General features: G+C 72.9%; 12 protein-coding genes. 6 read left to right on the top strand and 6 right to left on the bottom strand.

All coding sequences use genetic code 11. The annotated features are described in order from the left end of the window. Positions 1–131 precede the first annotated feature (131 nt). The 6 genes from IG86_RS0126025 to IG86_RS0126000 form a co-directional block, all read right to left on the bottom strand. Complete coding sequence (locus tag IG86_RS0126025) at positions 132–728, bottom strand: Uma2 family endonuclease (protein WP_051785403.1); 597 nt, start codon at positions 726–728, stop codon at positions 132–134. A gap of 63 nt (positions 729–791) precedes the next feature. Continuing rightward, entirely contained in the window at positions 792–2102 is a 1311-nt protein-coding gene (locus IG86_RS0126020; protein ID WP_030825474.1) for a DUF58 domain-containing protein, read from the bottom strand. Further along, entirely contained in the window at positions 2102–3094 is a 993-nt protein-coding gene (locus IG86_RS0126015; RefSeq protein ID WP_030825471.1) for an AAA family ATPase, read from the bottom strand. The genes IG86_RS0126020 and IG86_RS0126015 overlap by 1 nt, the downstream gene beginning before the upstream one ends. Next, on the bottom strand, positions 3091–4227 hold the full coding sequence (locus IG86_RS0126010) for a DUF4350 domain-containing protein (protein WP_037943055.1): 1137 nt from the start codon (positions 4225–4227) through the stop codon (positions 3091–3093). Before IG86_RS0126010 ends, IG86_RS0126015 begins: the two co-directional genes overlap by 4 nt. A gap of 392 nt (positions 4228–4619) precedes the next feature. Further along, positions 4620–5300: a DUF4129 domain-containing protein gene (locus tag IG86_RS0126005; protein ID WP_030825465.1), complete on the bottom strand. Its 681-nt coding sequence runs from the start codon at positions 5298–5300 to the stop codon at positions 4620–4622. 7 nt (positions 5301–5307) lie between these two features. Further along, positions 5308–6555 (bottom strand): DUF7847 domain-containing protein, encoded by a 1248-nt coding sequence (locus IG86_RS0126000; RefSeq protein WP_030825462.1) that lies wholly within the window; start codon positions 6553–6555, stop codon positions 5308–5310. 234 nt (positions 6556–6789) lie between these two features. Between IG86_RS0126000 and mtrA the strand changes: the two genes are divergently transcribed. The 6 genes from mtrA to IG86_RS0125970 all read left to right on the top strand — a co-directional run bounded on the left by mtrA (position 6790) and on the right by IG86_RS0125970 (position 14129). Continuing rightward, positions 6790–7479 carry a two-component system response regulator MtrA gene (gene mtrA, locus IG86_RS0125995; RefSeq protein ID WP_187405629.1) on the top strand — a complete coding sequence of 230 codons (690 nt, stop codon included), beginning with the start codon at positions 6790–6792 and terminating at the stop codon, positions 7477–7479. Between the two features lie 88 nt (positions 7480–7567). Continuing rightward, positions 7568–9427 carry an MtrAB system histidine kinase MtrB gene (mtrB, locus tag IG86_RS0125990; RefSeq protein ID WP_037848677.1) on the top strand — a complete coding sequence of 620 codons (1860 nt, stop codon included), beginning with the start codon at positions 7568–7570 and terminating at the stop codon, positions 9425–9427. Beyond that, positions 9417–11297, top strand: coding sequence for an LpqB family beta-propeller domain-containing protein (locus tag IG86_RS0125985; RefSeq protein ID WP_045936553.1), 1881 nt, complete (start codon positions 9417–9419; stop codon positions 11295–11297). The genes mtrB and IG86_RS0125985 overlap by 11 nt, the downstream gene beginning before the upstream one ends. A gap of 99 nt (positions 11298–11396) precedes the next feature. Continuing rightward, positions 11397–12275 carry a ComF family protein gene (locus tag IG86_RS0125980; protein ID WP_063761568.1) on the top strand — a complete coding sequence of 293 codons (879 nt, stop codon included), beginning with the start codon at positions 11397–11399 and terminating at the stop codon, positions 12273–12275. A gap of 215 nt (positions 12276–12490) precedes the next feature. Continuing rightward, a complete protein-coding gene (hpf, locus tag IG86_RS0125975) occupies positions 12491–13186 on the top strand; it encodes a ribosome hibernation-promoting factor, HPF/YfiA family (protein ID WP_030825449.1) in 696 nt (231 codons plus the stop codon). A gap of 190 nt (positions 13187–13376) precedes the next feature. Next, positions 13377–14129, top strand: coding sequence for a response regulator (locus IG86_RS0125970; protein ID WP_030825446.1), 753 nt, complete (start codon positions 13377–13379; stop codon positions 14127–14129). Positions 14130–14175: the final 46 nt, after the last annotated feature.

Below are 14175 nucleotides of genomic sequence, written 5' to 3'. Positions count from 1 at the left end.
GTACTGCAGGGGGGACCCTGTGGGAGAGTAGGACGCCGCCGAACAATCATTGTGGGAAAGCCCCGCACCTTCTGGTGCGGGGCTTTTCTGCGTTCACGGCCCGGTCGACGCTGACCGGCTCCGGCCTCGTCTCACCAGTCGGCGGGGTAGCTCTTGAGGCTGCTCGTGTCGAGTGTCCAGCGGCCGGCGGTGACGGTGTCTCCGAAGGCGTAGGGGACCGCTTTCCGGTAGCGGATGCCGTCGGGTCCGGACGAGGGGTCGCTGTGCACGGTGACTGTCTTCTTGTCCTTGCGGGGATCTACGACGACGTACAGCGGCACTCCCATCCTGGGGTAGTCGTGCAGCTTGTCGCGGATGTCAGTCAGCGAGTTCGTGCGTGAGACGACCTCGACCACCAGCAGGACGTCGCGGGCGTTGACGACCTTGGCGGTGTCGTCGGTGTCTTCCTCCGCGATGACCATGAGATCGGGGACCTTGGTCAAGCCGGTTTGAGGATCACCCATGTTCGTGTCGTTGAGGGCCATGACTTCTGGCGTCTGGGCCTCGATCTGACGGCGCAGCCGCACCACGTTGAGCCCGTGGGGAGCCGTGGGGCTCATCATCGTGAGGAAGATCTGACCGTCGGTGGTCTGCACCTTCCATTGGTCTTCCTGGTGCTCGGCCAGCTCCGCGAGCTGTTCCGCGAAGTCGTGCATGCGGCGCATCTGCTCGGGGGTGAGGTCGGCCATGATGTCCTCCTGGTGGGTCCCAACCAGCGTATCCAGCCAGGCGATGGCCCGAGCGGAGTTGAGCTAGAGGCGGCCGGCTGCTTTGAGGGACAGGTAGGCGTCGGCCAGGGTCGGGGCCAGGGTGTCGGGGGTGGCGTCGACGACGTGGACGCCGTGGCGGGTGAGCTGGTCGGACGTGCGGCGGCGCTGGGCCTGGGTCTGGGTGGCGGCCGCGGCTTCGTAGACCGCGTCCACCGTGCCCCGGGAGGCGGCCATCGCCGCCACGTGGGGGTCGGCCACCGAGGCCAGCAGGACCGTGTGGCGCTGGGTGAGACGGGGGAGGAGCGGGAGCAGGCCCTCTTCGATCGGGGCGGCGTCCAGGCTCGTCAGAAGGACCACCAGGGACCTGCGCGGGGCGTTGCGCAGGATGGTGGACACCAGGGTGCGGGAGTCCGTCTCGACCAGTTCCGGTTCGAGGGTGGCCATCGCGTTCACGAACGACGGCAGGACGTCGGCTGCCGCCCGGCCCTGGACCTGGGCGCGGGGGCGGCGGTCGTGGGCCAGGAGGTCCACCCGGTCGCCGGCGCGGGTGGCCAGGGCCGCCAGCAGCAGGGCCGCGTCCATGGACGAGTCGAGGCGCGGGGCGTCGCCGACGCGGCCCGCCGAGGTGCGGCCGGTGTCGAGGCAGATCAGGATGTGCCGGTCGCGTTCGGGACGCCAGGTGCGGACGGCCACCTTGTGCTGACGGGCCGTGGCACGCCAGTCGATGGAACGGGTGTCGTCGCCGGGGACGTAGTCGCGCAGGCTGTCGAACTCGGTTCCCTCACCGCGGGTCAGGAGGCTGGTGCGGCCGTCGAGTTCACGCAGCCGGGCCAGCCGGGACGGCAGGTGCTTGCGGCTGGTGAACGGGGGCAGGACCCGTACCGTCCAGGGGGCGGGGTGGGAGCCCTGACGGGCCCACAGGCCCAGCGGGCCGTACGAGCGGATCGTGACGCGGTCCGCGCGCCGGTCGCCGCGGCGGGTGGGAAGCAGACGGGTCGTCAGGCGCCGTCGCTCGCCCGCCGGGACGACCATCTCGTGGCGGGACGCGGCCGCCTCCGTGCCCGGAGTCCAACTGCTCGGCGGCCAGGCGTCGCGGACGCGGGCCCGCAGGGTGCGGCGGCCGGGGTTGGTGACCGTGAGATGGACGTCCGCGGGCTCGCCCAGGCGGATGGAGGTGTCGCCGGAGCGGGCCAGTACGAGGCTGCGTACCGGGGCGGCCAGGGCGTAGTCGACCGCGCAGGCCAGCGCGATCGGGCCGTTGACCGCGAGCATGCCCGCCCAGCTCGGCTCCAGGACGCCGACCGGGATGCTGCCGAGGGCCGCCAGCAGGGCGGCGCGTCCGGTGAGGGCCATCAGCGCGGGACGGGGACGTGGGAGAGGATCGCCGTGATGACGGCGTCGGCCGTGACGCCCTCCATCTCCGCCTCCGGGCGCAGCTGCACGCGGTGACGCAGTGTCGGGAGGGAGAGGGCCTTGACGTCGTCGGGGGTGACGTAGTCGCGGCCGGTGAGCCAGGCCCAGGCGCGGGCGGTCGCGAGGAGGGCGGTCGCGCCGCGGGGGGACACGCCGAGGACGAGCGACGGCGATTCGCGGGTGGCGCGGCAGATGTCGACGACGTAGCCGGCGATCTCGGGGGAGACCGAGACGCGGGCGACGGCCGCGCGGGCCGCTTCGAGCTGAGCCGGGCCGGCGACCGGGCGGATGCCGGCGGCCTTCAGGTCACGGGGGTCGAAGCCGGCGGCGTGGCGGCTCAGTACGCCGATCTCGTCCTCGCGGGAGGGGAGGGGCACGGTGAGCTTGAGGAGGAAGCGGTCCAGCTGGGCTTCGGGGAGCGGGTAGGTGCCCTCGTACTCGACCGGGTTCATGGTGGCGGCGACGAGGAACGGCTCGGGGAGCTTGCGGGGGGTTCCGTCGACGGTGACCTGGCGCTCCTCCATCGCTTCGAGGAGGGAGGACTGCGTCTTGGGGGGCGTGCGGTTGATCTCGTCGGCGAGGAGGAGGTTGGTGAAGACCGGGCCGTCCTGGAAGGAGAACTCGGCGGTGCGGGCGTCGTAGACGAGCGAGCCGGTGACGTCGCTGGGCATCAGGTCGGGGGTGAACTGGACGCGCTTGGTGTCGAGTTCGAGGGACGCGGCCAGGGCCCGTACGAGGAGGGTCTTGGCGACGCCGGGGACGCCTTCGAGGAGGACGTGGCCGCGGCACAGCAGTGCGACGACGAGGCCGGTGACGGCGGAGTCCTGACCGACCACGGCCTTGCCGATCTCGGTGCGGAGCGCTTCGAGGGAAGCGCGGGCGCTGTCCGCGGTCGCGGCCGCGCCCGTGGACTCGGTGGCCGGGTACGTCATGAGGTGCGGACCTCTCTTTCGAGGGCGTCGAGGTGGTCGGCGAGCGCGACGAGCGCCGCGTCGTCGGAGGGGGTGGTGCCGAAGAGGAGGGCGGTCACGTCCCGGGGCTCGCCGGTCAGGCGGGCGGAGACGGCCGGGACCAGGGCGGCCGGTTCGTGGGCCTGGGTGGGCGGTACGCCGACCAGCGCGGCCAGGCGTTCGCGGGTGGCGGCGCGCAGGACGGTCGCGGCGCGGTCGCGGGCCCCGGCCTTGCGGTAGAGGCGGGCGCGGCCCTCGGTGGTCTCGGAGGCGCGGATGGCGACGGGGAGCTTCTCGGTGACGAGGGGGCCCAGCCGGCGGGCGCGCCAGAGGGCGGCGAGGGTGGCGGCGAGGAAGAGCTGGAGCAGGGCCCAGGACCAGCCGGCCGGGACGAGTTCGAGGAGGGACTTGTCCTGGCCGCCGGGGCCGGTGCCGGGGTCGGAGTCCGCGAGGGACGGCATGTACCAGACGAGGTCCGGGCGGGAGCCGAGGAGTTGGAGGGCGAGGGAGGCGTTGCCCTGCTCGGCGAGGGACTCGTTGAGGAGGATCGTCTCGGAGCCGAGGAGGACGGTGTCACCGCCGGTGGTGCCGGTGGGGAGGACGAGGAGGGTGGGGTGGCCGCCGCTGGGGTAGCAGGCGGTGGCCCCGGGAAGGGCGGTGGTGTAGCGGAGGTCGCCGCCGGTGCCGGCGCGGCCGGCCGAGGTGGCGGCGGGCAGGGCGCAGCGGGGGTCGAGGTCGTCGCTGCCGGCGTCGCCCTCGGTACGGACCCCGGGGGACAGGTCGGAGAGGCTGTGGTCGCCGGGTGCGAGGAGGACGGTGCGGCCGCCGGACAGGTCGATGGCCGAGCGGATGGCGCTGCGCTGGCCGGCGCCGAGCCGGTCCGGGTCGGTGACGAGGAGGGTGGTGCGGGGGCCGGTCGCGTCGGCGGCCTCGCGGGCGGTGGTGACGACGCGGGTCGTGACGCCGCGTTCCTTGAGGAGCTCGGCGACGGCGCGGCTGCCGGTGGGGTCGGCGGAGCGGGGGTCGAGGTGGCCGTGGCGCGTGCCGGAGTTCAGGGCGGCGAGGATGACGGCGCCGGCGGCGAGGACGGCGAGGACGGCGGCGGTTCGGCGGATCGCCCGCTTGCGGGTCCCCGTGCCGGGGGCTCGGCCGGGCTCCGCGCCGGGGGCTCCGCCTGCGGCGGGGGCTTCGGCGGCGGCCGGGGCGGTTCCGGCGGGGCCGGGCGCGCGCCGGGGCGTCTCCTCGGGCGCCGAACGGTGCTCACGGTCGGACAGTGCGGCGGCGGTGCGTTCGGCGCCCTGCGGGGATCGCCCCGACACACTCCCGGCCCCGCTGGAACCGGCGGCGTCGGACGGTGTGGGTTCGGTGCTCTGGGGGGATTGCCCCTGCGTGCTTCTGGCCCCGCCGCAACCGGCGGCGTCGGGCCGTGTGGGTTCGGTGTCCTGGCCTGGGGTGCTCCCGGTTCCGCCGGGGTTGGGCGCGGCGCTCTCGGGGTCGCTGGGGCCGGTCATGCGGTGGGTCCTGTCAGGAGCGGCTTCGTGCGGTCCAGGGTGAGGTCGAGGGTGCGCAGGCGGGCGTAGGTGTCGGGGTCGGCGGTGCGGCCGCCGTAGGTGACGTCGTCGAAGGTGCGGGCGGCGGCGCGGAGGTCGGCGGCGTGGTCCGGCAGGGACACCGCGGCTTCGGCGGCCGCCTCGTCGGCGGTGCGGCCCGGGCGGGGGTCCAGGAGGGTGCGTTCCTCCAAGGAGCGGACCACGGCCCGCATGCGTTCCTGGACGGCCTCCGTCCAGCGGCCGGCGGCGGCGTGGGCCTCGGCGGCGGTGCGGTGGTCGGCCGCGCTGCGGACGCCGTCGTCGAAGAGGGCGCTCGCGGAGGTGGCGGCGCGGCGGGGGGAGCCCAGGCGCCACCACAGGGCGGCGACGGCCAGGACGACCAGGAGGAGGATGGCGACCAGGCCCGCGGCGCCTCCGGGGGTCGCCCCGGAGGCGGCGCCGAACAGGTCGTCGAGCCAGTCGAAGAAGGCGCGCAGGGCGCGGTCCACCAGGCTCGGGTCGTTCTCGTGGTACATCGGCTTGGACAGCTCGCGCTCCGCCGCCTCCTGGGCGGGGGTGCGCGGTGTCGTCACCGGTGGTGTCTCCGCGCCCGGCAGGAGCGCCGCTGTGCGGGTGATGAGGCCCCCCGTGCTCATCATCGGTGGGTCAGCCTCCGGTCGTGCCGTAGTTCTCGATGCCGGCCGCCCGGGCGAGCTCCAGGTCGAGGCCCTCGCGGCGGATGCGCTGGTCGACGTAGAGGAGGACGGTGACGCCGGACTGGATGGGCATGATGATCGTCTGGGCGATGATCAGGCCGATGCCGGAGAAGATCAGCGGTCCCCAGGCGGACTGGGCGCTGCCGTCCTCCAGGGAGTCGATGCCGCCGCCGAAGGCGAAGAGGCCGATCATCTGGAACGGTGCCACGACCATCAGCGCGACCATGAAGGCGATCAGGCTGGTGAGGACCGTGATGCCGAAGATGCGCCACCAGGAGCCGCCGACGAGCTTCGAGGAGCGCGCGAAGGCCTTGAAGACGGTGCTCTTCTCCAGCATCAGGGCGGGGGAGGCCAGGCTGAACTTGATCCCGAGCCAGATGATCAGCGGCAGCCAGGCGACGAAGCCGACGACGGCGAGGCCGACGCTGCCCGCGAGGGCTCCGGGCAGGACCAGTACGGCCCCGAGCAGGATGATGCCGAGGGCCAGCAGCAGGGTCAGGCCGGCCAGGCGCAGCAGCTGGGGGCGGGCGTCGCGCCAGGCGTCGGAGACCGAGGAGTGCTGTCCCAGGATGGCCCGGCTGAAGATCATCGTGAGCATCGCGGTGACCACGATCGTCCCGAGGACCTGGATGAACTGGTTGACCACCGACACCGCGAGGGTGCTGCCGAGGCTGTCGATCGCCTCTTCGGCGGTCATGTCCTCGGTGGAGCTGAGGGGCAGGTCGCTCAGCATGAACTTCTGCACGAGCACGCTGATCACCTGGATGACCGTGGCCACGACCAGGGTGATCGGCACGACGGAGCGCCAGTGCGTGCGCATGGTGGCGACCGAGCCGTCGAGGATCTCGCCGAGGCCCAGCGGGCGCAGCGGGATCACTCCGGGCTTGGCGGCGGCGGCCCGGCCCCACTGGCCCGGGCCGCCCGGGTAGGAGTACTGGCCGCCGTACGAGGTGCCGGGCTGCTGTCCCCAGCCCGCGGCGGGCTGCGCCGCGGGGGGCGGGGTGTCGGCGGGAGGTGTCGCGCCGGGGCTCGACCACTGGCCGGGCGGGGGCTGCTCGGCGGACCACTTGGGGTCGCCGGTGGGCTGTTGGGGCTGCTGCGCGCCGCCGTCGGTGGCCGGCCGGCCGGCGGGGGTTGCCTGCCGGTCGTCGTCGGACGGAGAGGATCCGGGCGTAGCCCAGCCCGGAGAGTCGTTCATCGTCGCTCCTTCACATCCACCTGCTGCGGCGGGGGCGCTGGTCGCTGCCATCGTGCCACGTGAGGACCCCGAACGGACCAGCCGTCCCCCCGGATGCCCGGTAGCCCGTACCTTCAATTGTCGCCCGGATCCGGGTCAGACCGGTCGAGCCGATGTCCACGCAGGTCCGAGGGGCGATTTCCAGCCCTTTTGGCTGTGGGACAGCTCACCGCCGGGTAACGATTGGCTAATGGGATGATGTCAAACATGAAGGGACGCGTCCTCGTCGTCGACGACGACACCGCGCTGGCCGAGATGCTCGGCATTGTGCTGCGGGGAGAAGGTTTTGAGCCGTCGTTCGTAGCGGACGGTGACAAGGCACTCGCTGCCTTCCGGGAGGCGAAGCCCGACCTGGTCCTGCTGGACCTCATGCTGCCCGGACGGGACGGCATAGAGGTCTGCAGGCTGATCCGGGCCGAGTCCGGCGTGCCGATTGTCATGCTCACCGCCAAGAGCGACACGGTGGACGTGGTCGTGGGCCTGGAGTCCGGGGCCGACGACTACATCGTCAAGCCGTTCAAGCCGAAGGAGCTGGTGGCACGTATCCGGGCCCGTCTGCGCCGGTCGGAGGAGCCCGCGCCCGAGCAGCTGGCCATCGGTGACCTGGTCATCGACGTGGCCGGGCACTCGGTCAAGCGGGACGGCATGTCCATCGCCCTGACGCCGCTCGAGTTCGACCTGCTGGTCGCGCTCGCGCGCAAGCCCTGGCAGGTGTTCACCCGCGAGGTGCTGCTGGAGCAGGTCTGGGGCTACCGGCACGCGGCGGACACCCGCCTGGTCAACGTGCATGTGCAGCGGCTGCGCTCCAAGGTCGAGAAGGACCCGGAGCGCCCCGAGATCGTCGTGACGGTGCGCGGTGTCGGCTACAAGGCCGGACCCAGCTGACGTGCAGTCCGGCACCTCGGGCAGGGTCCGCGGCGGTTCCCGCCTGTGGACCGGCAGGCTGCTCCGGGACGGGGCGCCCGCGGGCCGCATGCTGCGGCTGTTCGTACGTCTCGTGCGGCGGCCGCTGCTTCCGGCTGTCCGGCTGTGGCGGCGCAACATCCAGCTCCGGGTGGTCGCCGCCACGCTGCTGATCTCGCTCTCCGTGGTCCTGGCCCTGGGCTTCGTCGTCATCGCGCAGGTCAGCAAGGGCCTCCTCGACGCCAAGGAGGAGGCCGCGCAGAGCCAGGCCGCGGGCGGGTTCGCGGTGGCGCAGGAGAAGGCCAACACCCCCGCGACCGTGGACGGGCCCGACGCGACCGACAACAAAGTCGGCCGTGACGCCAGTACGTGGATGAACTCCCTGGTCAAGCAGCTGGCCAGTGGCGGGCAGACCGCCTTCGAGGTGGTCGCGCTCGGTGCCGGCACCGGGGAGCAGCCGCAGCCCGGCGCGCAGGGCGTCCGGGGCGCCCGCGCCTCCGGGAACGTGGATCCGACCGCCAGCGTGCCGCTCAGCCTGCGCCGCGCCGTCAACCACGCCACCGGCACCTTCAAGACCTTCTCCGAGATCCGCTACACCAGCGGGGCCGACCAGAAGGAGCCCGAGCCGGCGCTGGTCGTGGGCAAGCGGCTGACCGACATCAACGGGGACCCGTACGACCTGTACTACCTCTTCCCGCTGACCCAGGAGGAGGAGTCCCTCAACCTGGTCAAGTCCACCATCGCCACCGCCGGGCTGTTCGTCGTCGTCCTGCTGAGCGGCATCGCCTGGCTCGTCGTGCGCCAGGTCGTGAGCCCCGTACGGATGGCCGCCGGGATCGCCGAGCGGCTGTCGGCGGGGCGGCTCCAGGAGCGGATGAAGGTCACCGGCGAGGACGACATCGCCCGTCTCGGCGAGGCCTTCAACAAGATGGCGCAGAACCTCCAGAACAAGATCCAGCAGCTGGAGGAGCTGTCCCGGATGCAGCGCCGGTTCGTCTCGGACGTCAGCCACGAGCTGCGGACCCCGCTGACGACCGTACGGATGGCCGCCGACGTCATCCACGACGCCCGCGTCGACTTCGATCCGGTGACCGCGCGCTCCGCGGAGCTGCTCGCCGGCCAGCTCGACCGCTTCGAGTCGCTCCTCGCCGACCTGCTGGAGATCAGCCGCTTCGACGCCGGGGCGGCGGCCCTGGAGGCCGAGCCGATCGACCTGCGCGAGGTGGTGCGCCGCGTCATCGACGGGGCGGAGCCGCTCGCCGAGCACAAGGGCACCCGGATCCGGGTCCTCGGCGACTCCCAGCCGGTGATCGCCGAGGCCGACTCGCGGCGCGTCGAGCGGGTGCTGCGCAACCTCGTCGTCAACGCCGTGGAGCACGGCGAGGGCCGGGACGTGGTGGTGCGGCTGGCGTCCGCGGGCGGGGCCGTCGCCGTCGCCGTACGGGACTACGGCGTCGGGCTCAAGCCCGGCGAGGCGACCCGCGTCTTCAACCGCTTCTGGCGGGCCGACCCGGCGCGGGCGCGTACGACCGGTGGGACGGGCCTGGGCCTGTCCATCGCCGTCGAGGACGCCCGGCTGCACGGCGGCTGGCTGCAGGCGTGGGGCGAGCCGGGCGGCGGCTCGCAGTTCCGGCTGACGCTGCCGCGCACGGCCGACGAGCCGCTGCGGGGCTCGCCCATCCCGCTGGAGCCCGAGGACTCCCGGGCGAACCGGGCCAGGGCCGCGGCGGACGCCGCGGCGGCCTCGGGCAGTGCGGCGGAGCGGCAGACGGCCGATGCCGGGGACCGCTCGCCGATACCGCCGCGGTCGCCGGTCGCGGGCGCGACGTCGGTGCCCGCCGACCCGACGGCCCTGCCGGGGAACGGGGCCAGGGTCGTTGCCCGGCCGGCCGAGCAGGCACAACAGGAGGATCGAGCCGATGGACGGTGAGCCCGTGGACGCGCGGTGGGGGAGCGCACGGGTGAAGGGCCGGCGCCTGCGCACCTTGCGGGTGTACGCCTTCCCGGCGGCCGGGCTGCTCCTGGCCGGCTGCGCCTCGATGCCCGACAGCGGCGAGATCCGCGCGGTGCAGGCCTCGCAGGGCGTGGACTCGCAGGTGCGGGTGTTCGGCGTGCCGCCCGCGGACAAGGCCACACCGGCGGAGATCGTCGACGGCTTCCTGGAGGCGATGACCAGCGACGACCCGCAGCTGGAGACCGCCCGCAAGTACCTCACGCCGGCCGCCGCGAAGTCCTGGAAGCCCGGCTCGGCCGTCACGGTGCTGTCCTCCGGCCTAAGCCGGGTCGCGGTCCGCGGTGAGAAGGACCCCGAGGGGCCCCGCTGGAAGGTGACCGGCAAGAAGCTGGCGACCGTCGACGAACACAGCGCCTACCAGCCGCAGACCGGGGTCGGGGACTACGAGGAACAGCTGCAGCTCGTCCAGGACGAGGACAAGCAGTGGCGCATCTCGACCCCGCCGAGCGGTCTCGTGCTCAGCGAGTCCGACTTCCAGCGCATCTACATGCCGGTGAACAAGTACTACTTCGCGGGCGGCACGCTCGTCGCCGACCCGGTCTACGTACGCCAGCGCACCGACCCCGACTCGCGGATGGACCCGACCACACAGACCGTGCAGTCGCTGCTCGCCGGGCCGTCGCGGTGGCTGGCGCCGGTCGTGGAGTCCAGCTTCCCCACCGGTACGGAACTGCGTACGGGCACCAAGTCCCTTTCGTACGACGGCCAGAACACGCTGCGCGTGCCGCTCAACGACAAGGTGGGCAACATCGCGCAGCCGCAGTGCAAGAAGATGGCCACCCAACTCCTGTACACCGTCAAGGACCTGACGGGGTCGCGGCTGGACCAGGTCGAACTGCTGCGCTCCTCCGACGACAAGACGTCGTCACTGTGCTCGGTGACGTCGGTGAGCGCGGACGCGATCGCCAACCGGCCCAAGATCCCCGACTTCCAGTACTTCGTCGACAACGACAAGCGGCTGGTCCGGATGAAGCTCGACGTGAGCAGCGACGACCAGCAGACCCACACCGAGCCGGTGCCGGGGCCACTGGCGACGCTCCCGCTGTTCAAGGTCAGCTCGGCCGCCGTCTCGCACGACGAGCGGCGCGCGGCCGTGGTCTCCGAGGACGGGCACGGGCTGTACGTGGTGTCGATGTCCGGGGGCGGGCCGATGCCGGCGCAGGTGCCGATCGGCAGGGGCGGCAAGGCGGAGACGCTGACGGCGCCGAGCTGGGACGTCTCGGGCGACCTGTGGGTCGCGGACCGGGATCCGCAGCACCCGGGGCTGTGGCGGGTGCCGGGCGGGACCGGGACGCCCGAGAGGGTGCAGGTGGCGGGGCTCGACAACCGGCGGATCGCCTCGCTGAAGGTGTCCGCCGACGGCGCGCGGATCGCGCTGCTGCTGGAGGAGGACGCCAACAGCAAGATGCTCTACATCGGGCGGGTCGAGCGGCCCGACGCGAAGGGCGACGTCTCCGCGGTGTCGGTGCGCGAGTTGCGTCCCGCGGCCCCTCAGATGGCGAACGTGACGACGATGAGCTGGGCGCCGCGGGGCCGGCTGCTGGTGGTGGGCCGCGAGAAGGGCGGGGTGCAGCAGGCCCGCTACATGCTGGCGGACGGCTCGATGGTCGCGGCGAGCCTGCCGGGGGCAACGGGGCTGTCCGAGGTCGCGGTCGCGGCCGCGGAGGACGAGTCGAAGCCGAAGCCGGTGGTGGCGTTCTCGGAGGACGGCATCGTCTGGCTGCCGCCGGGGGCGCAGTGGCGCACGGTGGTCGCGGGCGGCGGGTCTCCGGTCTACCCGGGCTGAGGCGCGCCGCACCCCGGCCGGCCGGGGTGCGGCCCAGGCGCGGCCGGGCGTTGTCCACAGGGGTGGCGGGCCGGGGGCCGGGCCGCCAGGGTGGGAGCCATGCGGGGGTGGTGGCAGGAGCTCGCCGGGCTGGTCCTGCCGGTCGACTGCGCCGGGTGCGGTGCCGCCCGCGTGCTGGTGTGCGGTGAGTGCGGGGGCGCGCTCAGTGGGGCCGCGGCGGGGCTGGTGAGCCCGTCTCCGCGTCCCGCGGGGCTGCCGGTGGTACGGGCGGCCGCCGCCTACGAAGGGGCCGTACGCGCCGTCCTGCTGGCCCACAAGGAGCGCGGGGCGCTCCCGCTGGCCGGGGTACTGGGCGCCGCGCTGGCGGCGGCCGTCCTGGCGGGCGGTCCGGGGCCGGGGCGAGGTGAGCTGGCGCTGGTGCCGGTCCCGTCCGCGCGCCGGCAGGTGCGGGCGCGCGGGCACGATCCGGCGCGCAGGATCGCCCTGGCCGCGGCCGGACGGTTGCGGCGGGCCGGTGTTCCCGCGCGCGTGGCGCCCGTACTGGGGCTGCGGCGGGCGGTGGCGGACCAGGCGGGTCTGGGGGCCCGGCAGCGCCGGGAGAACCTCGCGGGGGCCCTGGCGGTGCGCCGGGACGGGGCGCGGCTGACGCGGGGCGCCCGGATCGTACTCGTGGACGACGTGGTCACCACCGGGGCGACGCTGGCCGAGGCGGCCCGGGCGGTGCGCGCGGCGGGCCTGGCGGCGGGATACCGGGCCGGATCCGGGGAAGGCGCGGAGGCGGGGCCGGACGGCGTGCTGCGGGCGGCGGTGGTGGCCGCGCCGGCGGACTCCTTCGCCTGCCCGCCCCGGCCTGGGGGCCATGACCTGCAACAGCGCCGGGGGGAAAATCCCGTGAATAGATTTGGAACTGGAGGGGAAGGCCCATCGTTGCAGGTAGTACGAGGGAACGGCCACTGGACTGGAAGTACAGGCCAGTAGCGGGTGCCGACAACCGTCATAGAGGGATATGTTCGGTTGTAAGGAACTCAGGAGGCTGTTCTCTCGACTCCGAAGTCGGTGGGGTGTAGATCTTGCCGATGGGGGAGGAGGAGGTGAAAGTCGCCAAGTCCGAGGCTCCGGCCTTCACCGGAGTCTGGTGCGAAAGGGAGACGCTTCGCCCCGTCGGGCGGAGCTATCCGGGAACGGAGTTCTGCGTGGACATCGTCGTCAAGGGCCGCAAGACCGAGGTGCCCGAGCGGTTCCGCAAGCACGTGGCCGAGAAGCTGAATCCGGAGCGGATCCAGAAGCTCGACGCCAAGGTGATCAGCTTGGACGTCGAGGTGTCCAAGGAGCACAACCCGCGCCAGGCCGACCGTTCCGACCGCGTGGAGATCACCCTGCATTCGCGGGGCCCGGTGATCCGGGCCGAGGCGGCCGCCGCCGACCCGTACGCGGCGCTGGACCTGGCTCAGGACAAGCTGGAGGCCCGGCTGCGCAAGCAGCACGACAAGCGCTACACCCGCCGCGGCAACGGCCGGATCCCGGCGGCAGAGGTCGCCGACGTCGTGCCGGGCGTCGCGTCGCTCAACGGCAGTGGCCAGCCGGTCAGCGAGGAGAAGACGGACGGGGTTCCGATCACCCGGATCGGATCCATCGAGGTGCAGGGCGAAGGCCCGCTCATCGTCCGCGAGAAGACCCACTCGGCCGCGCCCATGTCGCTCGACCAGGCTCTGTACGAGATGGAGCTGGTCGGCCACGACTTCTATCTGTTCGTCGACTCCGAGACGAAGTTGCCCAGTGTCGTCTACCGGCGTCACGCCTATGACTACGGCGTCATCCACGTGAACCCCGACGGGGCCTCCAGCTCGGAGGAGCCGCGGGGCGGCGCGGGTGGCGCGCTCGGCGGCTGAGCAGTCCGTTCGCTGCCCCCGCGGGGCGCTCCGGCGCCTCCGCGGGGGCACCTGCATGACGGGTATGCGCCAGGAGGTCCGCCGGCATCCCCCGCGCCGTGGTGCGGGCATGGAATCATGGCGGGCAGTCAACCGGTCGCGGAACGTGTCCGGTTGGCCCGGCAGCTCAGCACATGCAGGGGGAGGGACGATGGCGGACAGCTTCGGTCCGGTACGAGCGGACGACGGCGCGGCCTGCCGCGGGGCGGACCCCTCGGGGGAGACCGCCGGCCCGCCGGCCGGGGAGCCCATCCGGGTACTCGTGGTCGACGACCACGCGCTCTTCCGCCGGGGACTGGAGATCGTCCTCGCGCAGGAGGAGGACATCCAGGTCGTCGGCGAGGCCGGGGACGGCGCGGAGGCGGTGGACAAGGCGGCCGACCTGCTGCCGGACATCGTGCTCATGGACGTGCGGATGCCCCGGCGCGGCGGCATCGAGGCGTGCACCTCGATCAAGGAGGTGGCCCCCTCCGCGAAGATCATCATGCTGACGATCAGCGACGAGGAGGCGGACCTCTACGACGCGATCAAGGCGGGCGCGACCGGGTACCTCCTGAAGGAGATCTCCACGGACGAGGTGGCCACGGCGATCCGGGCGGTGGCCGACGGCCAGTCGCAGATCAGCCCGTCGATGGCGTCGAAGCTCCTCACCGAGTTCAAGTCGATGATCCAGCGGACCGACGAGCGGCGGCTGGTGCCGGCGCCGAGGCTGACGGACCGGGAGCTGGAGGTCCTCAAGCTGGTGGCCACCGGCATGAACAACCGTGACATCGCCAAGGAGTTGTTCATCTCCGAGAACACCGTGAAGAACCACGTCCGCAACATCCTGGAGAAGCTCCAGCTGCACTCCAGGATGGAGGCCGTGGTCTACGCGATGCGGGAGAAGATCCTGGAGATCCGCTAGGTCGTGTCGTGGCGATCAGGCCGGATACAGGGAGCCGGTCACCGTG

The sequence above is a fragment of the Streptomyces virginiae genome (assembly GCF_000720455.1).
GTDB classification, from domain to species: Bacteria; Actinomycetota; Actinomycetes; order Streptomycetales; family Streptomycetaceae; genus Streptomyces; species Streptomyces virginiae.
This window is presented reverse-complemented; position numbering and strand designations above follow the sequence as displayed.